This window comes from Flavobacterium terrigena, assembly GCF_900108955.1.
Lineage (GTDB): Bacteria > Bacteroidota > Bacteroidia > Flavobacteriales > Flavobacteriaceae > Flavobacterium > Flavobacterium terrigena.
In genome coordinates, this window is sequence record NZ_FNYA01000006.1 from 187238 (window position 1) to 208818 (window position 21581).

Consider the following 21581-nt stretch of genomic DNA (forward strand, 5'->3'; position numbering starts at 1 on the left):
ATAAACCTGTTTCGGGGATAATTAGACGTACATTCGTAAAAAAATAATGTCCATTGAAATTAAGGTTGCCGCTGTTGAACAATTGTTTAGTCAGTTAGATGTTGAAATAAGTACATTTCAAGAAGAAACCAAGTTGCATTGTAATGCAGGTTGCGGTAAATGCTGTACGAAACTCGACATAGAAGCTTCTCCTTTAGAATTTTTACCTTGGGCTTTTCATATTTTTTTAAATGGCGATGCCGAAAAAATATTAGCCGAATTAGACATAAAAACTTCCACTATTTGTCATATTTACAATCCATTAACCTTGTTAGATAAAGTCAATGGTAGATGCAGCGATTATCAATATCGTGGATTAATTTGTAGATTATTTGGTTATGGTGCGACAAAAGATAAATACGGACAATTGCGTTTGGCAACTTGTACGATTATTAAAAACGAGCAAGCCAAAACATTTGCAAATTCTACAGATTTAATAAACAAAGGACTTCCCGTTCCAGTTTTTACAGATTATTATATGAATTTATCGCAAATAGATCATTATTTAGGAAATATTATTTTACCAATAAATAAGGCTTTGAAATATGCGATTGAAGAAGTTTTACAATATTACGCATACCGACCTTTGCCAAATGGGTTTAAAAATATAGCTTAGATTTTAATTAACGTTTAGTTTGTCATTTCGAACGAAGAGAGAAATCTCATAATATTAGCTATTTTATGTAATTTCTCTCTTCGTTCGAAATGACAAAACAAATTTTTATGTTTGTGAGCCATTTATTTTAAACGTAAATTCGCCAAAAATTAAAGAATGTCTATCGAAAGTAAAGTCCAAGAAATTGAAATATTATTCAGCCGATTGGAAGCAGAATTACAAACCTTTACCGCTACTACTCATTTATTTTGCAATGTAGGTTGTGGAAAATGTTGTACGAATCCAACTATGGAAGCTTCTCCATTGGAATTTTTACCTTGGGCATTTCATTTGTTTAAAATTGGCGAAGCAGAAAGCATTCTCGAAAAACTGAACAACCACTCCAACCCTATTTGCTATAATTATAATCCAATTTCCGATTTAGATTTACATAACGGAAGTTGTAATACCTATAAATACAGAGGTTTAGTTTGTCGATTATTTGGTTATGGCGCGACAAAAGATAAATTTGCTCAATTACGATTAGCCACTTGTTCCATCATTAAAGAACAACAAACCGAAAATTATAACAAAACCAACGAAGCTATAAACAATGGCTTATCTGTGCCGATTTTCACAGATTACTATATGAACTTATCTCAAATAGATTTTCGTTTAGGAAACGTTTATGTGCATATCAACAAAGCTTTACAATTAGCAATTGAAGAAGTGTTGCAATATTATGCGTATAGAGATTTTCCTGAGGTTGAATAAATTACTAATGATTTATTTTGTCATTTCGACGTTAGGAGAAATCTCATAATCTGAATTGCTTTATGTGATTTCTCACTTTGTTCGAAATGACAAACGTTCTAAATTATAAAAGTAAAAACCCACAATAATTACTATTGAGGGTTTCTATATTATACATTTTAAATTCTAATTCTCGTCATCAAACTGAACAGCTTTACTATAATTTCTCCATTTTTCAATGCAAGAAGTAATTTCTTCTGGAATTTCACTTGTAAAACGTAAAAATTCTCCTGTTGTTGGATGTTCAAAACCTAAAGTTCTCGCATGAAGTGCTTGTCTTGGTAAGGTTTTAAAGCAATTGTCTATAAATTGTTTGTATTTCGTAAAGGTTGTTCCTTTTAAAATTTTATCACCACCATAACGTTCATCATTAAAAAGTGTGTGACCAATATATTTCATGTGTACACGTATTTGGTGCGTTCTTCCAGTTTCTAATTGGCAAGAAACAACAGTAACATATCCAAAACGTTCCAATACTTTAAAATGGGTAATCGCTGGTTTTCCTTGCTCACCTTCTGGATAAACGTGCATTTGCATTCTGTTTATCGGATGACGATCAATATTTCCTTCAATTGTCCCTTCGTCTTCTTCAATATTTCCCCAAACAATGGCGTAATATTCACGTTCCGAAGTCTTTGCAGCAAATTGTTTTGTCAAATGCAACATGGCTTCTTCAGTTTTTGCAACAACTAAAAGTCCAGAAGTATCTTTATCAATTCTATGAACTAAGCCAGGTCTTTCGCTGCTGTTCATTGGCAAATTATCGAAATGAAACGCCAAAGCATTCACTAAAGTTCCAGAATAATTTCCATGTCCAGGATGAACAACCATTCCTGCAGGTTTGTTTACCACTATAACTTGATCATCTTCATAAACAATATCAATAGGAATATTCTCACCTTTCAGTAAATGTTCATACGGTGGATGTTCTAACATCACACGGATTACATCGTCTGGTTTAACTTTATAATTGGATTTTACTGCGATATCGTTCACAAAAATGTTTCCCGAATCTGCTGCTTTTTGAATTTTACTTCTTGTTGTGTTTTCAAGACTATTCATCAAAAATTTATCAATACGTAAGGCTTGTTGTCCTTTTGCTATCTCAAACCGATGGTGTTCATATAAATCTTCATCAGCCGTTTCCTCATTCTCATCTATAAATTCTTGCATTATTTCGTAGTATCAATTTCTATATTTTGTTCATCATTTTTTAATGAGTCTAAATCAGCATCATTAAACATATCTTTTCCATCACCTAAAACAAAATCAATTTTAGAGTTTTTCATTAACTTATCACCTGTTTTTACAGGTTTTCCGTTATAAGAAACTTCTAAAACAATATCTTTAGCAATATTCTTTACATATTTCAATTCTCCTTCTACTAAACCTAAAGCTCTTAAAGCATTTTCAGCTTGACGGAATGTTTTGTTTTTTAAATCTGGGAAAGTTACCATGGCATAACCACCAGCATTTAGTTTTACGTAAATTTTACGACCATCTTTTACTTTAGATCCTGCAATTGGATCTTGTTCTACAATTGTATATGGTGGGAACTCTGGACGAAATTCTACAGTGTCTAATAAAAACACTTCTAAGCCTTCTTCGTCTAGTTTTTCTTCTGCAACTTCTAATTTCATTTTTGATAAATTAGCCACAGTTATTTCTTCGCCGTGATTCGTACTGAAGTCTAAAAACTTCACAAACACCACTAAAAACACGATAACTATCACTAATGCAAAAAATAAATTTTTGAAAAAGGTAAAACTGGTTAAAAACTTTCTTAAACTCATTGAAATATATTTTGGCAAATATAAGAAAAGTAAAACATTTTATGATAATTTTGTATAAAACCGAAACAAATATTTTTTTATGAACATAGCAGTTGTAATGGGCGGATATTCAGACGAATCTGTAATTTCTTTAAGAAGCGGACAACTTATTTTAAACCATTTAAACAAAGATAAATATCAAGTTTTTGAAGTTCACATCCTAAATGAAGGTTGGTATGTGAAAATGGACGACAAAAAACTACCTATAAATAGAGCAGATTTTTCGTTTGACAACAATGGAACTTTAGTGAAATTTGATGTAGTCGTAAATACCATTCACGGAACTCCAGGTGAAGACGGACATTTACAATCGTATTGGGAATTAATTGATTTACCATATACTGGTTGTGGATTTTACCAAAGTGCACTAACTTTTAGCAAACGTGATACGCTTTCTGTTTTAGGAAAATTTGATATTCCGAAAGCGAATTCTATTTATTTGTCGAAAGGACAAGATATTAATGGTGAAAAAATTGCAGCCACTTTAGGTTTTCCATTCTTTGTAAAGCCAAATCAATCTGGAAGTAGTTTAGGTGTTTCTATGGTGAAAGAGTTATCAGAATTAGATAAAGCCTTAGATTTTGCTTTCGCAGAAGACAAAGATATTTTAATTGAATCGCAATTAAAAGGAACTGAAATTTCTGTTGGTGTAATGAAGTTAAACGGAAAAACTAAAGTTCTAGGAATTACAGAAATTGTTTCAGGTAATGATTTTTTCGATTATGAAGCGAAATATTTAGGAAAATCAGAAGAAATCACTCCTGCCCGATTATCATCAGAAGTTTCTGAATTAGTAGAGAAATCTGCAGCAAAAATATATGAAGCTTTAGGAATGCAAGGTTTTTCTCGTATCGATTTTATTGTTATGAACGATATTCCACATTTTATAGAAATTAATACCAATCCAGGTTTGAGTCCGCAAAGTATTTTCCCGCAACAAGCAGCTTATGCGAATTTAAACTTTTCGGATTTATTAGATAACGAAATTAAATTGGCTTTGGAAAGAAAACCAATTTGGAAGAAATAGATTAAAAGCCAGAAGTTTGAAGCACGAAGCTTGAAGTTTAAAAGATAAATTATGAGAAAAGCAATTTTTCCTGGTTCGTTTGACCCAATTACAAACGGACATTACGATATAATTAAACGTGGAATTTCTTTATTTGATGAAGTAATTGTAGCAATTGGTGTAAATGCCGAGAAGAAATACATGTTTGCTTTAGAAGACAGAAAACGTTTTATTGAAGAAGCTTTTAAAGACGAACCAAAAGTCCGAGTAATTACATATGCAGGTTTAACAATCGATTTATGTAAAAAAGAAAAAGCTCAGTTTATTTTGCGTGGTTTGAGAAATCCAGCCGATTTCGAATTCGAAAAAGCAATTGCTCATACGAACAGACGTTTGTCTAAAATTGAAACCGTGTTTTTATTAACTGCTGCAAATACTTCTTATATTTCGTCAAGTATTGTGCGTGATGTTTTAAGAAATGGCGGCGATGCTTCGCCTTTTGTACCAGATTCGGTAGTTTGTAAAATATAAAGTTTATAAAAAAGCCTTTAAGAGTTTTAAATCTTAAAGGCTTTCAAATTTTTATTAATCTTCTAGTGTGTTTTTAACAACGTCTCTGGCAACTTCTATTTTATATTTCTTGCCTTTCATTTTTTCGTCCTTAATATTTTGAAGTAATGGCGCAACTTTAGCATATTTGACTGCAGCAAACGACACAAAATCTTTTACTTCAATTAAACCTAAATCGCCTTTTTCTAATTTTCCTTTTTGTGAAAAGAAACCAACAATATCTATTTTATTCAATTTGTTTTTCTTTCCACCACTAATATAAATCGTTTTAAATTCTGGCGGCTTCGGAATCACACTATAATTAGATACGTCAATTTTTTTCATATCATAATCGATATAATCTACCTTTTTCTCACTTTCGTGAATAATAATGTAAGCTGTTCCAGACGCCATCATACGTGCAGTACGACCATTTCTATGTGTAAACTCATCCACTTTTGAAGGTAAATGATAATGGATTACATTTTTCATTTCCGGAATATCTAAACCACGAGCACCTAAATCAGTAGTAATCAGATACGAAATACTTCCATTTCTAAACTGAATTAAAGCACGTTCGCGTTCTTCTTGTTCTAATCCACCATGATAAAATACAGAGAAAATTCCTTTATCATTTAAATAATCGCTAATTCTTTCCACCGCTTCACGATGGTTACAGAAAATAATAGCATTCTGAGATTTTAACGAACAGATTAAATGAAACAATGAATTAACCTTGTCTTTCTCTTTAGAAATCACCAATTTAAAATCTAAATTAGTTTCCGTTTTTTTCTTATCGATGTAATTTAAAACATGTGGATTTTCAATTCTGGTATATTTAGGAACTTCTACTCCATCTGTTGCAGAAACTAAAACACGTTTTTCTAAATTGGTTAATTTTCCAATAATGAATCGCATTTCTTCATGAAATCCTAATTGTAAAGACTTATCAAATTCGTCTAAGATTAACGTTTTGATGCTTTTTGGATCAAAAGTTTCTCTTTCTAAATGATCGGCTAATCTTCCTGGAGTTCCAATTAAAACAGCTGGAGGATTGCTTAAGTTTTTTATTTCTGTTTCGATTGAATGGCCACCATAACAAATGTTGACTTTAAAAGTCGTTGCCATTTTTTTCCAAACTTGTTCAATTTGTAGACCTAATTCACGAGAAGGCACAATAATCATACACTGCACTTTATTATTATCTTCTTCTAAAAGTTGAAAAATCGGTAATAAAAAAGCTAATGTTTTTCCTGAACCCGTTGGCGAAAGCAATACTACGTCTGAATCAATTAATATTGACGTTTCAGCCGCAACTTGCATTTTATTTAAACTTTCGATCCCTAGATTCAAAAGTATATTGTTGGAATGTAAATTTTTGTTCATGCTGCAAAGGTAGTTTTTAAAGTTGGAAGTACGAAGTTGGAAGTACAAAGTTTAATCCTTACTTTTGAAATTCAAATTTACAACTATGCGTTTTATTCTACTATTTATGTTTACTTCACTATTAGTAAACGCTCAAAACAATCCATTAACACCGTACGAAAAAGGTAATAAAAATCAATCTACAACCTATGAAGAATGTGTTTCTTTTTATCAAGTATTAGATGCGAATTCAGATAAAATTGAGATGAAAACAATGGGTTTAACCGATAGTGGAAAACCATTACATATTGTCATTTTTTCAGAAAATGCAACCTTTACTTTCAATCAGAATAAAGCTGTTTTATTGGTGAATAACGGAATTCATCCTGGAGAACCAGACGGAATTGATGCTACGATGATGTTAATGCGAGATTTGGCAAACGCTAAAATAAAAGTTCCTAAAAATACGATTGTTGTTGCTATTCCAGTATATAATATTGATGGAATGTTGAATAGAAATTCCTTTTCAAGAGCCAATCAAAATGGTCCGGAAGCGTATGGATTTAGAGGAAATGGTAGAAATTACGATTTAAATAGAGATTTTATAAAATCGGACACCAAAAATTCTAGAAGTTTTCAAGAGATTTTTCATACCGTAAATCCAGATGTTTTTTTAGACAATCATGTTTCAAATGGTGCTGATTATCAATATACTTTCACTTGTATTGCTACACAACACGAACGTTTGGGAGAAAAATTAGGTAACTTTTTCAAAAATGAAATGTATCCAGAAATGGTAAAAGACATGCAGAAAAAGAAAATTGATGTGGTTCCTTATGTTAATATTCATGGTACGAAACCTGATTTAGGTTACGAACAATTTACAGATACGCCACGTTATGCCACGGGCTACACCACTCTATTTAATACTTTAGGATTTGTCCCTGAAACACATATGTTAAAACCATACAAAGACCGTGTGAAAACGACGTATGAATTTATGGTTACAGCTATAAATTATACCGATGCGAATTGGGAAAGAATTAAAGAATTACGAAAAGAAAATTTAGAAAGTTTTAAAGCTGGAAATCAGTATCCATTAAGTTGGACAATAGATTCTACAAAAGTGTCATATATGGATTTTAAAGGTTTTGAAGGTGGTTATAAACCAAGTGCTATTTCTGGAAAAGACAGATTGTTTTATGATAGAAATAAACCTTTCACTAAGAAAATTCCTTTTTACGGAAATTATAAACCAACCAAGTTTGTAAGTATTCCGAAATATTATGTTGTTCCACAAAGTCAATGGGAAATCATTGAATTATTGAAATTGAATAACATTAAAATGACACAAATCACTAAAAATGAAGCAATTGAAGTGGAAATTTATAAAATAGATACCTATCAAACTTCTAAAAATGCATATGAAGGCCATTACGGACATTACAATACGGCTGTCACGAAAAGTATAGAGAAAATGGAATTCAGAACTGGTGATTATAAAATTTCAACAAATCAATTAGGTGTGAAATATTTATTGGAAACCTTAGAACCTGAAGCTGTTGATTCGTATTTCAATTGGAATTTCTTCGATACTATTTTACAACAAAAAGAAGGTTATTCTGCTTATGTTTTTGAAGATATGGCTGCTCAAATTTTAGCCGAAAATCCTACTTTAAAACAAGAATTCGAAGCTAAAAAGCAAACTGATAAAGCTTTTGCAGAAAACGGCGGAGATCAATTATATTGGGTGTATAAACACTCAAAATACTTTGAGAAAGCATTTATGCAATATCCTGTATTTCGAGTGAATTAAATTTTGACTTACGATTTTAGATTTACGAAGATTGAAAGAATATAAAACAAAAAAAGTCATCTTTTCAGATGACTTTTTAGTTTAAATTTACTCAAATAAATCTAATTAATTCCACCCTCCACCAAGTGCCTTGTATAAATTAATTACAGTTAGCATTTGATTTTTTCGAGTTTCTATTAATGCTGTTTTTGCTTCTAAAGCATCACGTTGTGTTAACAAAACTTCCATATAATCTGCTCTTGCAGAAAGAAACAATTGATTTGCTATTTCAATTGATTCGTTTAAAGCTGTTACTTGATCGTTTTTCAACTTGAATGAATTTTGCAAATTATCAATTTTCGATAATTGATTTATTACTTCCGTATAAGCTTTTAATACCGTTTGTTCATATTCATAAACGGATTGAATTTGTTTTGCTGTCGCGGTTTTATATGTTGCTTTAATTGCATTTCTATTCACCAATGGCATAAAGGCATCTCCAACTACAGAATACAATAAAGATTGCGGTGTATTCAATAAAAATTTCGGATTGAAAGCTTCATACCCAAGTCCGGCTTTTAATCCAAATTGTGGATAAAAATTCGCTTTTGCGACTTTAATATTCAACTTCGCAGCTTCTAATTCTAGTTGTGCTTGCTTAATATCTGGTCTGTTTTCTAATAAATCAGATGGTAAACCCATATTCACAACTTTTGGTTCTAAATTGATAAAATTATCTGAATTTCTTAAAATAGCTTGTGGCGTACGACCAACTAAAAAATTAATTTTATTCTCTGCTTCTACAATTTCCTGCTTTAGATTGTAAATTTCGCTTTGATTTTTTTGCACTTCTGCTTCAAAACGTTTTACAGCTAATTGAGTAGTTCTTGCAGATTCTTTCAATAATTGAACAATTTTTAAAGCATTTTTTTGAATTTCAATATTTTGCTCTAAATTTTTCAATTGACTATCTAACGCAATTAATTCGTAATAAGAATTCGCAACTTCAGCAACTAAATTAGTTACCAAATAGTTTTTTCCTTCTTGAGTTGCCATATATTCCATGACAGCAGCCTTTTTAGAATTGCGAAGTTTTTTCCAAACGTCTAATTCCCAACTACTATATAAACCGAATTTGTAATTCGTTAATGGTTCTGGAAATTTTTCATCTTCTCTAATGTTCAGATTTTTTTCAACTGCACCATTACGAGTAAATTCACCAACTTTATCAACATCAGCACCAGCTCCGAAACCAACGCTAGGAAGGTATTCTCCTTTTCTAGCTTGAATTTCATTTTGTGCCATATTTACTTTTTGCATCAAAATATTCAACTCTTTGTTATTAACTAATGTTGAATCAATTAATTGTTGCAAATACGGATCATCAAAAAAGTCTTTCCATTTTACTTTACCAGAACTGTTTTCTGTCTTCAAATTACCTGCATAATTTGATGGCAACTCTACTTTATTTTCTTGAGTTGCGATTTTTGGAATACCGCAAGAATTCAAGATTAAAAGCAAACAACTAACTACAAGAATTTTTATATTATTTCTTTTCATTTTTTCTTTTTTCTGATTTTTTATCATAATAACTAAAATCTTCTGATAATGGGTTAAACTCTTGGTCTTTAATTAATTTTCTTCCATTTGCTAATGTTCCAAAAATATAATACAAACCAGGTACAATAATTACTCCGAAAACAGTTCCGAAAAGCATTCCACCTAAGGCAGCAGAACCCAATGTTCTATTACCAATTGCTCCTGCTCCAGAAGCCAACATCAATGGAATTAATCCGGCTATAAATGCGAATGAAGTCATTAAAATTGGTCGGAAACGCACTTTTGCACCTTCAATTGCAGCATCTAAAATAGATAAGCCTTCTTGGTTTTTTTGGACGGCAAATTCTACAATTAATACGGCATTTTTACCGAGTAATCCCACCAACATGATTAGTCCAATTTGGGCATAAATATCATTTTGAAGTCCCATTAATTGTAATAATAAGAACGAACCAAAAACTCCCACAGGTAATGATAACACTACAGATAATGGAATAATGAAACTTTCATATTGAGCGGCTAAAACGAAATAAACGAATACCAATACAATTAAAAAGATATAAATAGATTCATTTCCTCTATTTGCTTCGTCATACGAAAGTCCTTCCCAAGCGATATCATATCCTCTTGGTAACGTTTCTTTTGCTACTTCACGAACCGCTTCAATAGCTTCTGCTGTAGTATAACCCTTTGCAGGAAGTCCTTGAATTGCAGCCGAGTTGTACATGTTAAAACGTGTAATCTCATTTGGACCTTGCGTTTTTACCAATTTCATAAAGGCAGAATAAGGAACCATTTCTCCTCTATCATTTTTTATGTATAGATTTAAAACATCTGATGGTAATCTTCTAAATTTAGGATCTGATTGCACATACACTTTAAAGAAACGTTCAAATTTGATAAATCCTTGTTCGTAGGTACTACCAATCAAAATATCTAGGTTTTCCATAGCTTTACCAATAGAAACTCCTTTTTGCATTGCCAATTGATTGTCAATTTCTAATTCATATTGAGGATAATTAGCTGCGAAGAATGAGAACAAACCAGATAATTCTTTACGTTTTTCAAGATGTTCCATGAAATTTTTGTTGATTTTATCGAAATCTTTGTAATCAACAGTTGTACTTTTATCTAACAAACGCATAGAAAAACCTCCAGAAGAACCAAATCCAGGAATTGCTGGTGGTTCAAAGAATTCAATTTTCGCACCAAGATTTCTAGATTTTTCTTCTAATTCTTCCATAATCTCAGTTACTTTATGCTCTCTGTCGTCCCAAGGTTTAAGATTAATCAAACATGTTCCAGCGTTAGAACCACGACCTTCCGTCATGATTTCGTAACCTGCTAAAGAAGATACGGATTCAATTCCATCTACTTTTTCACACACTTTTTGAAGTCTTTGTGATACTTCATTTGTAGTTTCTAAAGTAGAACCTGGAGGCGTTTGAATAATAGCATAAATTGTTCCTTGATCTTCACTTGGAATAAATCCAGAAGGAAGAAATTGGTTCACTAAAAATGTTCCCGCACAGAAAGCAATTAAAATAAAGAATGTTAACCATCTTCTACTTACAATTGATTTTAATAAAGTAACATATTTACCTGTAAGTTGATCAAATACTTGGTTGAACTTATCTAAAGATTTAGTTAGTATATTTTGTTTCTTATGATGTCCTTGTGCGTGATGATTTTTCAACATCATAGCACATAATACGGGTGTTAATGTTAATGCGATAATCGCAGAAATTACAATTGAACTTGCCATAGTAATAGAAAACTGACGATAGAAAGTTCCTACTGGTCCAGACATAAATGAAATCGGAATAAATACCGAAACCATTACTGCTGTGATGGCAATAATTGCTCCACCAATTTCACCTAATACTAATTTTACTGCTTTATATGGTGAAATTTCTGGAAATTCTTCAAACTTGGCATGAACTGCCTCGACGACGACAATTGCATCATCGACAACAATTCCAATAGCTAATACGAGGGCAAAAAGGGTAACTAAATTGATGGTAATTCCGAAAAACTGAATGACAAAAAAGGCTCCAATTAAGGAAACGGGAACGGCTAAAATTGGAATTAAGGTCGAGCGCCAATCACCAAGGAAAATAAATACTACTAAAGCCACCAATAAAAAGGCATCTCTAAGTGTATCAATAACTTGATCTATAGAAGCATCTAAGAATTTAGAAACGTCATAACTAATTTTGTAATCTAAACCTGGAGGAAAAGTTTCTTTCATTTCCTCTAGTTTTGCTTTTACTTGCTCAATTACTTCATTGGCATTACTTCCATAATTTTGTTTTAATACGATTGAAGCCGAAGGATGTCCATCTAAATTAGAATAAATATCGAAGAATTCACTTCCTAGTTCTGCGCGTCCAATATCTTTTAATTTGATATTTTCTCCATTTGAATTGGCGCGAATAATCACATTTTCATATTGTTCTGGCTCACTAAATCTTCCTTTATAAGTTAAAACGTATTCTAAAGATTGTGCTTTTATTCCAGAACTTTGTCCTAAACGACCAGGACGACCAACAATACTTTGCTCTTTTAAAGCATTCATCACTTCATCCGTAGAAATATTGTAGGCTCTCATACGTTCTGGATTTAACCAAACACGCATCGCATACGTTCTACTTCCTAATATTTGTGATCTGGCTACTCCATTGATACGATTGATTTCTGGAAGCATTTTTACATTCGCGTAATTGTATAGAAATTTTTCATCCATACTTTTATCTTTCGAATATAAGTTGACATACATCAACATACTTGGCTGAATTGGAGTAATTACAACTCCTTCTCGTTGTACCAATTCTGGTAAAAGAGGCATAACTTGGTCGACCCTAGTTTTTACTCTAATTACGGCTTGGTTGGGATCAGTTCCTGGTTCAAAAATAATTCTAAGTGTTGCTTCTCCAGCACTAGTAGCATCTGTAGCCATATAACGCATTCCTTGAACTCCATTGATAGAGTTTTCAAGAGTAATAAGTGTAGATTTTACCAATACATCTGCACTAGAACCTGGATAAGCGATAAATATATTAACCGTTGTTGGTGCAATATCCGGAAACTGCGACGTTGGCAATTTGAATATTGACAAGACTCCCATAAAAACAATAACAATCGAAATTACTATCGCAAAAACGGGTCTATGTATAAATTTACTAAACATGTTTTTTCTTTTTAAATGATTTCGATTATTCTGCGTAAAGTTCTAAATGAGATAAAACCGATTCAGGTTTTTCAAATTTGATGTTCACTTTTTCATTTTCTTTCACAAGACGCAAACCTTCTAAAAGAATTTTGTCTGTTTCTTTTAAACCTGATTTTACAATGAAAAGATGTTGTAATTCTGCAGCAATGACAATTTCTCTCGATTTGATTTCGTTGTTTTTGTCAATTACATACACGTATTTTTTATCCAACACTTCAAAAGTTGCTTTTTGAGGAATAAGCATCGCATTTTTATATGGTAAATTGATATGAATATTACCAGTTTCTCCATGACGTAAAAGTGCTTTTGGATTTGGGAAAGTGGCTCTGAAAGAAATATTACCTGTTTCGTTGTTGAAGTCGGCCTCAATAGTTTCGACTATTCCAGGATGATCAAAATACTTGTTGTTAGCCATTAATAGGTTCACTTTAGTATGAATTCCTTTTTTCTCTGTTTCTTTGAAATCTAAATATTCTGCTTCAGGCACATTGTAATATACCCACATTTTACTGTTATCTGAAAGATTAGTCAATAAATCACCTTCGTCAACTAAACTTCCCAATTTAACTTGGAAACGATCGATAAATCCATCAAATGGCGCTCTGATTTCAGTAAATTTCAAATGTACGTTTGCTAAAGATAATTCGGCATTAGCCTTATCTAATTTCGCTTTAGCCATCAATAATTCGTTCGGAGCAACGACTTTACTATCAGCTAATTTTTTAGTATTTAAATATTCAATTCTTGCGAAGTTGGCTTCTGCTTTAGCTCTTTGCATTTCTGCTTGATACAGATTTGGCATAATTTGAAACAAAATTTGTCCTTGTTTGACAAATTGTCCTTCATCTACATATATTTTTTGAAGATATCCTTTTTCTAAGGCTCTCAATTCAATATGACGAAATGATTGGATTTGCGATACATAATCCTTAGTAACTACTGTATCTTTTATGATTGGATTTGTTGCTAAAAAAGCAGTTTTTTCTTCTTTATGTTCTTCTTTGTGACCACAACTTGCTAGCAATAAAGCGCTACCTAAGCTTAATAGCATAAAAATTCTTTTAGCCATAACTATTATTTATAAAAATTAATTAAATGTTTTTTGAGTAATAAAAATATGTTCAACAGATTAGTAAATAATCTATTTAAAGTTTTATAAAAAAACAGTTAATCAAATTCTATAAACGCAGAATCTAATATTTAAAGGATTTGTGGATGCTAGGTATTTCTCGTAATTACATGATGTCAAACCATTTTTAATTACGGATATTTGATTTTCTAAGATATTAGTGCTTAAATAAGCGTCAGAAAATCGGAAATTATTTAGAAATTTTTTACCTGAAAAATCAGTTTCATCAATTTCAGATTCACTAATTTCAACATTTTCAAGTTCTACTTCATAAGCTAATGAACTTTGTGTAAGATGCTGTTTTCTTCCAGAATTAACTTCTGTATGATGAACAACATAATGTGAAAAAATTTTGCCTGTATTCTGAATTGATTTAGTGTATACACCAAGACAGCTCAGTACAGATATAAAAAGCAGAAAGAAATATTTTAAACCTATTTTCTTCATTAGAGTTAGCTTGTTTTGCAAAATTTTGAGCAAATGTAAATTATTTATTTTGATTTATTTGCAAAAAAGTTGTTAATGATGTTAAACAGTAACATCTTCAAACAATAATTTAATATTTTCGTAAGAATTTCCTAAAGTAGCTTCAATTTCTGAAGGTTTTAGCCAAACGGCTTTAGAAATTCCTTCTTTTTCTTGCGGACAAGTTGGTCCTGAGTAGTTCGTTTCCATTTTAAACCAATAGGTGATTTTTAATTTAAATCTTCCATTACGTTTAAAAATATGATAGGTTTTTTGTAATTTATCTGTGATTTTTAATCCTGAAACTCCGGTTTCCTCTTCTACTTCACGCATAGCTGCGTTTTCGATGGTTTCATCTTTTTCAATACCACCTTTTGGTAAATCCCATTTTCCGTTTCTAAAAATAAACAAGACTTCTCCGTTGGCGTTAAAAACTAATCCGCCACCAGCTTTTGCCACAGGAATCTTAGATTTCAAAGTTTTCATAATCAACTTTTCATCTGAGTGATATAAGTAGGCACTTTGTATTTTATTCAAAAATAATTCTGAGATTACTTTTGGAATATTTACTGTCTCTAACAAATAAATTTTGAAATTTGTTTCCTTTTCAAACGTATTTGTCAAAAAAAGTGGTTTCTCGTTTACAAAAACTTTATACATTTGCAATATGATATTTAACAACAACACAGCACAACAAACAGCCGAATTGCTTTTACAAATAAACGCAATTAAATTGAATTCTAAAAATCCTTTTACTTGGGCTTCTGGCTGGAAAAGTCCAATTTATTGTGATAACCGCATAACACTTTCGTTTCCAGCGGTTAGAAATTATATTAGAGATGAATTTGTTAAGCAAATTGAAGACAAATTTGGTAGACCAGACGTAATTGCAGGTGTTGCAACTGGCGCAATTGGTATCGGAATCTTGGTAGCAGAAGCTATGGGATTGCCTTTTGTGTACGTTCGACCAGAAGCAAAAAAGCATGGAAGACAAAATCAGGTGGAAGGTTTTTTACAAAAAGGTCAGACTGTAATTGTCGTAGAAGATTTAATTTCAACTGGAGGAAGTAGTCTTATGGCGGTAGAAGCTTTACGTAATGAAGGCGCTAATGTAAAAGGTATGGCAGCTATTTTTACGTATGGATTTCCTATTTCTGAAGAAAAGATTACAGAAGCAAAATTAGAGGTTTACACACTAAGCAATTACGAAAACTTAATTGAAAAAGCCGTTGAAAAACAATATGTTTCAGAAGAAGAATTAGAAACATTACAATCTTGGAACAGTAATCCGAGTGAGTGGGGAAAATAATTTACGATTTACGATTTAAAATTTACGAATAATTAAAATAAAAAAACGTCCCGATAATTCGAGACGTTTTTTTTATTATGATATTAGAAAGTCTAAATCCAAAATATATTGGTTTGGATTGGCTAAATCGTAATAAAAATCAATATTATTTTTGTAAGCTAATTTCATTTTTAAAATATCGGTATTCATATCAATTTGAACTAAACCGACATATTTTATATCACCTATTTCAATACTAAAACTTAAATCATTTTGGCAAACATCAATATAATCATTTCTTGAATTTACGCCAGATCCGACTTCAATTTCTTGTTTCCATGAATTAGATTTAATCTTAATTTCAGTATAATTAATTTCAATTTTTTTACTTGATTTTTTAAACTTTTCGATAATATTATTTACTTTTTTTTCTTCTTTTCTTTGTTTTATTTTTGAAATAAATGAAATTAAAAAAACAATACCACAAAATAATATTACTAAAGAATCAAAAATAAAACTACCTTTTAAAGGAATTATAAAAAAAATAAGCATAAAAAGAAAAACTACACTAACTGAATTCCTTCGTTATTGATGTCAATTAGTTTTTGTTTGTATAAACTTCCAATGGCTTTTTTAAATGTTTTCTTACTCATTTTTAAAACTGATTTAATCTCTTCTGGATGACTGTTGTCATTTAATCTTAAAACACCATTGTTTTGTTTTAAAGCTTCTAAAACTTGTTGTGAAGAATCGTCAATAGCTTCAAAACCTTGCTTTTGGAAAGAAACATCAATTTTTCCGTCAGGACGTATGGTTTTAATATATCCTTTGGTTTTATATCCTGGAGAAACGGTTTCAAAAACTTCATTTTGATACGCTAATCCTCTGAATTTTCCGTTGATAATTACATTAATTCCGATTTCAGTAATATGAGAAACCATTAAATCAACTTCTTGACCCACTTCAACATCTAAAGGTTCTTTATCTAAAAACTGATTAATTTTACTTGAAGCCGCTAACCTACCCGTTTGCTTGTCTAAATACATTGTTACGATGTAACGTTTGTCTTTTTCCATTGGACGTGCTTGTTCTTTAAACGGAACAAACAAATCCTTTTCCATTCCCCAATTTAAAAAGGCACCAAATTTATTGATGTAATTTACCTTTAAAACCGCAAATGAGTTTAAGGTAATAAGTGGTTTTAAAGTCGTCGCAACTGGACGTTCTTCATGATCTAGATATACGAAAACTGTTAAATCATCTCCAATTGTGAAATCGTTTGGAACATATTTGTTTGGTAACAAAACATCATCGGTTTCGTTAACTAAAAACAAACCTACTTTTGTTTCTCTATCTATTTTTAATGTATGGTATACACCTATTTGTAACATATTATGGTTTTATTATTAAAAGTGATGGCGTATTATTTAACCAAACACTTCTGGTATCAATTAGTTTTTTCCAACTATCAATACTCATAATTAATAAATCTTGTTCTTTTAAGAAATCTTTTTCTAATTTCGATGAATGAATCACTTTTACATTCTCATGTGTGATTTTATTCTTCTCATTTACAACATCATACGTGTCAAAAATTGAAATCTTAGCTTGAGAATTTTTCTTTAGTAATTTCACATAATCCAATAAAAATTGATCTTCTTCATTGAATAAAATTACGGAAATATTCTCGGTTTTAATTAAATTTTTATCGACATAAATTCCTAATGGAACTTCTGTTTTGTTGATTATAGCTTGGGTTTTATCATCAAAATAATTGACTTCAAACAACTTTTCTTTTCCAGTAAATGTATTTAATAAATTTTCTGGATTTATAATTTTTGAGGTAATCCCTAATACTTTTCCTAAAAATGTTCCTTCAAAAATTGATGATCCAATATTTATCAGAACCAAATTGAATTCTCCTTTATTACTTACTTCTACAATATCTGAATCGATATCACGTGAAGCTTTAAAAAGGGTTTCTAATTTACGGTTTAATTTATTCGCTTCTTTTAAAACAGGTTTAAAACTTTCACGTTCATATTCTTCAATTTTATAAGGATTAACCTCGTTTGTTGAAGAAATATACATAGCAGTTAAAGCTTGCTTGTCTTTATCTAAACTTATGAAATTATTAGCTACTCTTAATAATGGTTTTCCATCATCTGGATTTTCGAAAGTTACTAAAACTTTATAATCTAAATTCTCTGAATGAGTTGGAACAAATTTCTCTCTTCTTTTGAAGAAAAAGTCAATTAGATTTAAAGCTGGGCCTGTCATGAAAGTTGTTGCCAAAGCCATAATCACCATCATAGCGAAGACTTCTTTGGTTAAAACTCCTAAATCGTAACCGATATTAAGAACAACCAATTCCATTAATCCACGCGTATTCATTAGCGCTCCAATGGTTAAACTATCACGCCAATTTTGTCCAACAAATTTTGCTGCTAAAGCACTTCCAACGAATTTTCCAACAACAGCTACTAAGATAATTAAACCACAAACTCTCCATAATTCTGGACTGTTTAGTAAGCCAATTTCTGTTCTTAAACCTGTAAAAACGAAGAATAATGGTAATAAAACCACTAAAGCAACGTCTTCAATTTTTTCGATAAACATTTTTCTGAACTTCATGTTATCTGGCATAATAATACCAGCAACAAAAGCGCCGAATAAGGCATGAATACCAATAATTTCAGTTAAATACGAAGAAATTAGTAATGTTAAAAAGAAAATTGCAACTACAGGTTTTGTTATTTTTTCTGCAGTGTCATATAAATTTCCAATTCGACGTAAAAAAGGTCGAACTAATTTTATCATCGCAAATACATATAACAACGATAATACAATAATATATAAAGAGCTTGCCACAGAACCTGCTTTTACAATTGCAATTACAGCCGCTAATAAACACCAAGCGGTAATGTCATCTGCTGCAGCACAAGTAATAACCATGGCGCCAATTCTGGTTTTTTGTAAACCTCTTTCTTGAACAATTCTTGCTAATACAGGAAATGCAGTAATACTCATTGCAATTCCTAAAAACAATCCGAAAGAAAGAAATTCAATTCCTTTTGGTGCGAAATTCGTATAAATAGAATATGCTAAAACTAATCCTAAAGTAAAAGGAATAATGATACTAGCGTGACTAATAATTACAGCTTCTTTGGCTTTGTTTCGAAGTACTTTTAGGTCTAGCTCCATTCCAACTACGAACATGAAGAAGATTAAACCAATTTGACTTAAAAATTTTAAATTGTCTAATGAAGAATCTGGAAATAAAACATCTGAACATTCTTTAAGATAGTTTCCAAAAAAGGATGGTCCTAAAACAATACCTGCAATAATTTCTCCAACTACTGAGGGTTGACCTATTTTTTTACAAATTAATCCGAAGAATCTCGCCACTAAAATAATCGTTACAATCTGTGCTAATAAAATAGCTAATGGATGCGTAACATTATGATGAAGTGAATCTAAAAAATCCTGATAATATGAATTACCATTTGAAACAACTTTTAAAACGTTAGGTTTTTCTAATAGTTTGCCGTTTTTTACTGTCCAATAAATTAATGCAGAAAATATTCCCACAATAATTATATAAAAAAAGCTATGCTTAAAGTTCCTCATTAAAAAACGTCAAAAATAAATTTAATTCTCAATAGGTCCTTCCCATTGTGAAATTCCGCCTACAAGGTTATAAACTTTTTCAAAACCTAATTGTTTCATGATACCGCAAGCTTGTGCACTTCTTCCGCCAGCTAAGCAGTATATAAAATAACTTTTGTCTTTATCTAATTCTTCAACTTGATAAATAAATCCTTGTCCTTTATATATATCAATATTAATTGCTTCAGGTATAATTCCGTTTGCAACTTCTTCTTCTGTTCTTACGTCTAAAATTACTGCGTTTTCAGTGGTTAAAAAACCTTCCCACCACTCTTTTTGTTCTAAATTCATATATGTATACTTTATTTTTTATTTGTCATATATGTTATCGCCTTTTACTCATTATATTGGTTCATTAAATTTCTTTTATAGGCGATTTCATATAAATATAATTTTCATCAAATTTACAACAAGAATTGATATATAAAAATTTATTTTATGTAGCTCAGTCGTTTTGCTTCATTTTTCGGACTTAAATAAAATTTAACAAAAAATTAATAACACTTGTATATACAAATAAAATAAAAGTAGTACATTTGTACCTACAAATAACATCTGTTATGAAAATACAAGAAGAAATAAAAAGTACAGTAGAATTATCGTTGGCGAAAAAAGTAATCTTGAATTTGTCATTTACTAGAAATATTATTGGTGATAAGTTTTTAGAAATACTAAAGCCATATGATTTATCTGGTGAACAGTATAATGTTTTACGCATTTTAAGAGGTCAGAAAGGAAAACCTGCAAATATGTCAGTTATTCAAGAAAGAATGATTTCTAAAAACAGTAATACTACTAGATTGGTTGATAAATTGATATTAAAAGGACTAGTTATCAGAAACATTTGTCCATCGAACAAAAGAAAAATGGAAATTACAATTACAGAAAAAGGTTTAGAAGTGTTAGAAACTCTTGATCCAATTGTAGTAGAGCACGAAAATAGCTTAGCAAGCAAATTAACAACAGAAGAATTAACACTATTAAATGATTTATTAGAAAAATACAGAAATTAATTATGAGCACATTTATTGAAAATCAGAATTGGCGTTATGCCACAAAAAAATTCAATAGCGAGAAAAAGATATCTGATACAGATTTTGAAATTTTAAAAGACGCTATACAATTATCTTCCTCTTCATATGGTTTACAACCTTATAAAGTTTTAATTATTGAAAACGAAGAAATTAGAAAACAATTACAACCAGCATCTTGGGGACAAAGTCAAATTGTTGACGCTTCTCACCTATTGGTTTTTGCAAACATAACGAATGTTGATGAAGAATACATTAATAATTTCGCACAAAATGTAGCAACAACTAGAAACATTCCATTTGAAAATGTAAAAGGTTATGCAGATTTTATGATTGGAAAAATCACAACGTTAACTCCAGAAGATCAAGCAGTTTGGACAGCAAAACAAACTTATTTAGCCTTAGGAAATTTATTAAATGCTGCAGCGGAATTAAAAATTGATGTAACTCCAATGGAAGGTTTTGATCCAAATCAATACAACGAAATTTTAGGCTTAACAGAGAAAGGTTTACACGCTTCTTTAGTAGCAACTGTTGGTTACAGACATCATGAAGATGACACACAACATTATATTAAAGTAAGAAAACCAAAATCAGAATTATTCGAAACAATTTAATAACTAAATAATTAACAAACATGAGAAATTTAAAAACAATTGCAGTAGCATTAGTAGCATTCGTATCTTTCACAGCAAATGCTCAAACAACAAAGAAAATTGACGTAGCAAAAAGTGGAATTGAATGGACAGGTAAAAAAGTAACTGGACAACACAATGGAACAATAGGTTTACAAAGTGGTGCTTTAGTATTCAAGGGAAAAGTTTTAAAAGGTGGAACTTTTACTGTTGACATGACATCTATTAATACTACAGATTTATCAGGTAAAGGAAAAGAAAGTTTAGATGGTCACTTAAAAGCTGACGATTTCTTCGGAGTTGATAAATTCAAAACTTCTACTTTAGTTTTTACAAACATTAGTGGAAAAGGAAATGGTTTATATACTGTTACTGCTGATTTAACTATCAAAGGAATTACAAAACCAATTACTTTCGATATTACAGTTAAAGGAAATACTGCTTCAACAACTTTAAAAGTTGATAGAACTAAATATGATATCAAATACGGTTCAGGTTCATTCTTCTCTGACTTAGGAGACAAAACAATCAATGACGAATTTGAATTAAAAGTTAATTTAGCTTGGTAATTATCAAAC

The 21581-nt window shown here is 30.8% G+C and carries 21 protein-coding genes; 9 read left to right on the forward strand and 12 right to left on the reverse strand.

The genetic code is table 11. From position 1 onward, the window contains the following. Nucleotides 1-46 precede the first annotated feature (46 nt). Entirely contained in the window at nt 47-655 is a 609-nt protein-coding gene (locus tag BMX42_RS11240; protein ID WP_091313990.1) for a YkgJ family cysteine cluster protein, read from the forward strand. A 156-nt stretch (nt 656-811) separates the two neighbouring features. Continuing rightward, on the forward strand, nt 812-1408 hold the full coding sequence (locus BMX42_RS11245; protein WP_091313993.1) for a YkgJ family cysteine cluster protein: 597 nt from the start codon (nt 812-814) through the stop codon (nt 1406-1408). A gap of 165 nt (nt 1409-1573) precedes the next feature. Here the strand turns inward: BMX42_RS11245 and BMX42_RS11250 are convergent, their stop codons facing one another. Both BMX42_RS11250 and BMX42_RS11255 read right to left on the reverse strand, forming a co-directional pair. Beyond that, nucleotides 1574-2620 carry an RluA family pseudouridine synthase gene (locus tag BMX42_RS11250; protein WP_091313998.1) on the reverse strand — a complete coding sequence of 349 codons (1047 nt, stop codon included), beginning with the start codon at nt 2618-2620 and terminating at the stop codon, nt 1574-1576. Beyond that, on the reverse strand, nt 2620-3240 hold the full coding sequence (locus tag BMX42_RS11255) for a PASTA domain-containing protein (RefSeq protein ID WP_091314002.1): 621 nt from the start codon (nt 3238-3240) through the stop codon (nt 2620-2622). The genes BMX42_RS11250 and BMX42_RS11255 overlap by 1 nt, the downstream gene beginning before the upstream one ends. A 79-nt stretch (nt 3241-3319) precedes the next feature. On the opposite strand from BMX42_RS11255, the gene BMX42_RS11260 reads away from it, so the two are divergent. Together BMX42_RS11260 and coaD are read left to right on the forward strand one after the other, a co-directional pair. Further along, on the forward strand, nt 3320-4306 hold the full coding sequence (locus BMX42_RS11260) for a D-alanine--D-alanine ligase (protein ID WP_091314008.1): 987 nt from the start codon (nt 3320-3322) through the stop codon (nt 4304-4306). Between the two features lie 51 nt (nt 4307-4357). After that, nucleotides 4358-4816 (forward strand): pantetheine-phosphate adenylyltransferase, encoded by a 459-nt coding sequence (gene coaD, locus BMX42_RS11265; protein WP_091314013.1) that lies wholly within the window; start codon nt 4358-4360, stop codon nt 4814-4816. 54 nt (nt 4817-4870) lie between these two features. Here coaD and BMX42_RS11270 read toward each other — a convergent pair whose 3' ends face one another. Next, nucleotides 4871-6220 carry a DEAD/DEAH box helicase gene (locus BMX42_RS11270; protein ID WP_091314017.1) on the reverse strand — a complete coding sequence of 450 codons (1350 nt, stop codon included), beginning with the start codon at nt 6218-6220 and terminating at the stop codon, nt 4871-4873. A gap of 85 nt (nt 6221-6305) precedes the next feature. On the opposite strand from BMX42_RS11270, the gene BMX42_RS11275 reads away from it, so the two are divergent. Continuing rightward, nucleotides 6306-8015, forward strand: coding sequence for a M14 family zinc carboxypeptidase (locus BMX42_RS11275; protein WP_091314021.1), 1710 nt, complete (start codon nt 6306-6308; stop codon nt 8013-8015). Nucleotides 8016-8120: 105 nt separating this feature from the next. Here the strand turns inward: BMX42_RS11275 and BMX42_RS11280 are convergent, their stop codons facing one another. The 5 genes from BMX42_RS11280 to BMX42_RS11300 all read right to left on the reverse strand — a co-directional run bounded on the left by BMX42_RS11280 (nt 8121) and on the right by BMX42_RS11300 (nt 15040). Then, nucleotides 8121-9554, reverse strand: coding sequence for a TolC family protein (locus BMX42_RS11280; protein WP_091314149.1), 1434 nt, complete (start codon nt 9552-9554; stop codon nt 8121-8123). Continuing rightward, nucleotides 9541-12744, reverse strand: coding sequence for an efflux RND transporter permease subunit (locus BMX42_RS11285; protein ID WP_091314024.1), 3204 nt, complete (start codon nt 12742-12744; stop codon nt 9541-9543). The genes BMX42_RS11280 and BMX42_RS11285 overlap by 14 nt, the downstream gene beginning before the upstream one ends. A 25-nt stretch (nt 12745-12769) precedes the next feature. Further along, nucleotides 12770-13855, reverse strand: coding sequence for an efflux RND transporter periplasmic adaptor subunit (locus tag BMX42_RS11290; RefSeq protein WP_091314028.1), 1086 nt, complete (start codon nt 13853-13855; stop codon nt 12770-12772). A gap of 102 nt (nt 13856-13957) precedes the next feature. Next, nucleotides 13958-14383: a hypothetical protein gene (locus tag BMX42_RS11295; RefSeq protein WP_143055643.1), complete on the reverse strand. Its 426-nt coding sequence runs from the start codon at nt 14381-14383 to the stop codon at nt 13958-13960. A gap of 60 nt (nt 14384-14443) precedes the next feature. Next, nucleotides 14444-15040, reverse strand: a complete 597-nt coding sequence (locus tag BMX42_RS11300; RefSeq protein WP_091314155.1) for an NUDIX hydrolase — start codon at nt 15038-15040, stop codon at nt 14444-14446. A gap of 7 nt (nt 15041-15047) precedes the next feature. Here BMX42_RS11300 and pyrE point away from each other — a divergent pair, with 7 nt between their 5' ends. Next, nucleotides 15048-15689, forward strand: coding sequence for an orotate phosphoribosyltransferase (gene pyrE, locus BMX42_RS11305; RefSeq protein WP_091314034.1), 642 nt, complete (start codon nt 15048-15050; stop codon nt 15687-15689). 75 nt (nt 15690-15764) lie between these two features. Here pyrE and BMX42_RS11310 read toward each other — a convergent pair whose 3' ends face one another. From BMX42_RS11310 to BMX42_RS11325, 4 genes are read right to left on the reverse strand one after another with little or no spacing between them, the layout of a single operon-like run. After that, complete coding sequence (locus tag BMX42_RS11310) at nt 15765-16220, reverse strand: hypothetical protein (RefSeq protein ID WP_091314039.1); 456 nt, start codon at nt 16218-16220, stop codon at nt 15765-15767. An 11-nt stretch (nt 16221-16231) separates the two neighbouring features. Next, nucleotides 16232-17059, reverse strand: coding sequence for a CvfB family protein (locus BMX42_RS11315; RefSeq protein WP_091314043.1), 828 nt, complete (start codon nt 17057-17059; stop codon nt 16232-16234). A 1-nt stretch (nt 17060) separates the two neighbouring features. Further along, nucleotides 17061-19298 (reverse strand): cation:proton antiporter, encoded by a 2238-nt coding sequence (locus BMX42_RS11320; protein ID WP_091314046.1) that lies wholly within the window; start codon nt 19296-19298, stop codon nt 17061-17063. Nucleotides 19299-19319: 21 nt separating this feature from the next. Continuing rightward, nucleotides 19320-19628, reverse strand: a complete 309-nt coding sequence (locus tag BMX42_RS11325) for a rhodanese-like domain-containing protein (RefSeq protein WP_091314050.1) — start codon at nt 19626-19628, stop codon at nt 19320-19322. Nucleotides 19629-19897: 269 nt separating this feature from the next. On the opposite strand from BMX42_RS11325, the gene BMX42_RS11330 reads away from it, so the two are divergent. The 3 genes from BMX42_RS11330 to BMX42_RS11340 are packed head-to-tail and all read left to right on the forward strand — an operon-like array spanning nt 19898 to nt 21572. Continuing rightward, entirely contained in the window at nt 19898-20350 is a 453-nt protein-coding gene (locus tag BMX42_RS11330; RefSeq protein WP_091314054.1) for a MarR family winged helix-turn-helix transcriptional regulator, read from the forward strand. 2 nt (nt 20351-20352) lie between these two features. Next, complete coding sequence (locus BMX42_RS11335; protein ID WP_091314057.1) at nt 20353-20985, forward strand: NAD(P)H-dependent oxidoreductase; 633 nt, start codon at nt 20353-20355, stop codon at nt 20983-20985. 20 nt (nt 20986-21005) lie between these two features. Then, on the forward strand, nt 21006-21572 hold the full coding sequence (locus BMX42_RS11340) for a YceI family protein (RefSeq protein ID WP_091314060.1): 567 nt from the start codon (nt 21006-21008) through the stop codon (nt 21570-21572). The last annotated feature ends 9 nt before the right edge of the window (nt 21573-21581 follow it).

Coding starts and splice junctions, on each gene's coding strand:
- BMX42_RS11320 (WP_091314046.1), bottom strand. CDS start 19,298: ATGAGGAACTTTAAGCATAGCTTTTTTTATATAATTATTGTGGGAATA.
- BMX42_RS11330 (WP_091314054.1), top strand. CDS start 19,898: ATGAAAATACAAGAAGAAATAAAAAGTACAGTAGAATTATCGTTGGCG.
- BMX42_RS11250 (WP_091313998.1), bottom strand. CDS start 2,620: ATGCAAGAATTTATAGATGAGAATGAGGAAACGGCTGATGAAGATTTA.
- BMX42_RS11240 (WP_091313990.1), top strand. CDS start 47: ATGTCCATTGAAATTAAGGTTGCCGCTGTTGAACAATTGTTTAGTCAG.
- BMX42_RS11245 (WP_091313993.1), top strand. CDS start 812: ATGTCTATCGAAAGTAAAGTCCAAGAAATTGAAATATTATTCAGCCGA.
- BMX42_RS11315 (WP_091314043.1), bottom strand. CDS start 17,059: ATGTTACAAATAGGTGTATACCATACATTAAAAATAGATAGAGAAACA.
- BMX42_RS11275 (WP_091314021.1), top strand. CDS start 6,306: ATGCGTTTTATTCTACTATTTATGTTTACTTCACTATTAGTAAACGCT.
- BMX42_RS11255 (WP_091314002.1), bottom strand. CDS start 3,240: ATGAGTTTAAGAAAGTTTTTAACCAGTTTTACCTTTTTCAAAAATTTA.
- BMX42_RS11285 (WP_091314024.1), bottom strand. CDS start 12,744: ATGTTTAGTAAATTTATACATAGACCCGTTTTTGCGATAGTAATTTCG.
- BMX42_RS11280 (WP_091314149.1), bottom strand. CDS start 9,554: ATGAAAAGAAATAATATAAAAATTCTTGTAGTTAGTTGTTTGCTTTTA.
- coaD (WP_091314013.1), top strand. CDS start 4,358: ATGAGAAAAGCAATTTTTCCTGGTTCGTTTGACCCAATTACAAACGGA.
- BMX42_RS11270 (WP_091314017.1), bottom strand. CDS start 6,220: ATGAACAAAAATTTACATTCCAACAATATACTTTTGAATCTAGGGATC.
- BMX42_RS11340 (WP_091314060.1), top strand. CDS start 21,006: ATGAGAAATTTAAAAACAATTGCAGTAGCATTAGTAGCATTCGTATCT.
- BMX42_RS11325 (WP_091314050.1), bottom strand. CDS start 19,628: ATGAATTTAGAACAAAAAGAGTGGTGGGAAGGTTTTTTAACCACTGAA.
- BMX42_RS11260 (WP_091314008.1), top strand. CDS start 3,320: ATGAACATAGCAGTTGTAATGGGCGGATATTCAGACGAATCTGTAATT.
- BMX42_RS11290 (WP_091314028.1), bottom strand. CDS start 13,855: ATGGCTAAAAGAATTTTTATGCTATTAAGCTTAGGTAGCGCTTTATTG.
- BMX42_RS11300 (WP_091314155.1), bottom strand. CDS start 15,040: ATGTATAAAGTTTTTGTAAACGAGAAACCACTTTTTTTGACAAATACG.
- BMX42_RS11310 (WP_091314039.1), bottom strand. CDS start 16,220: ATGCTTATTTTTTTTATAATTCCTTTAAAAGGTAGTTTTATTTTTGAT.
- BMX42_RS11335 (WP_091314057.1), top strand. CDS start 20,353: ATGAGCACATTTATTGAAAATCAGAATTGGCGTTATGCCACAAAAAAA.
- pyrE (WP_091314034.1), top strand. CDS start 15,048: ATGATATTTAACAACAACACAGCACAACAAACAGCCGAATTGCTTTTA.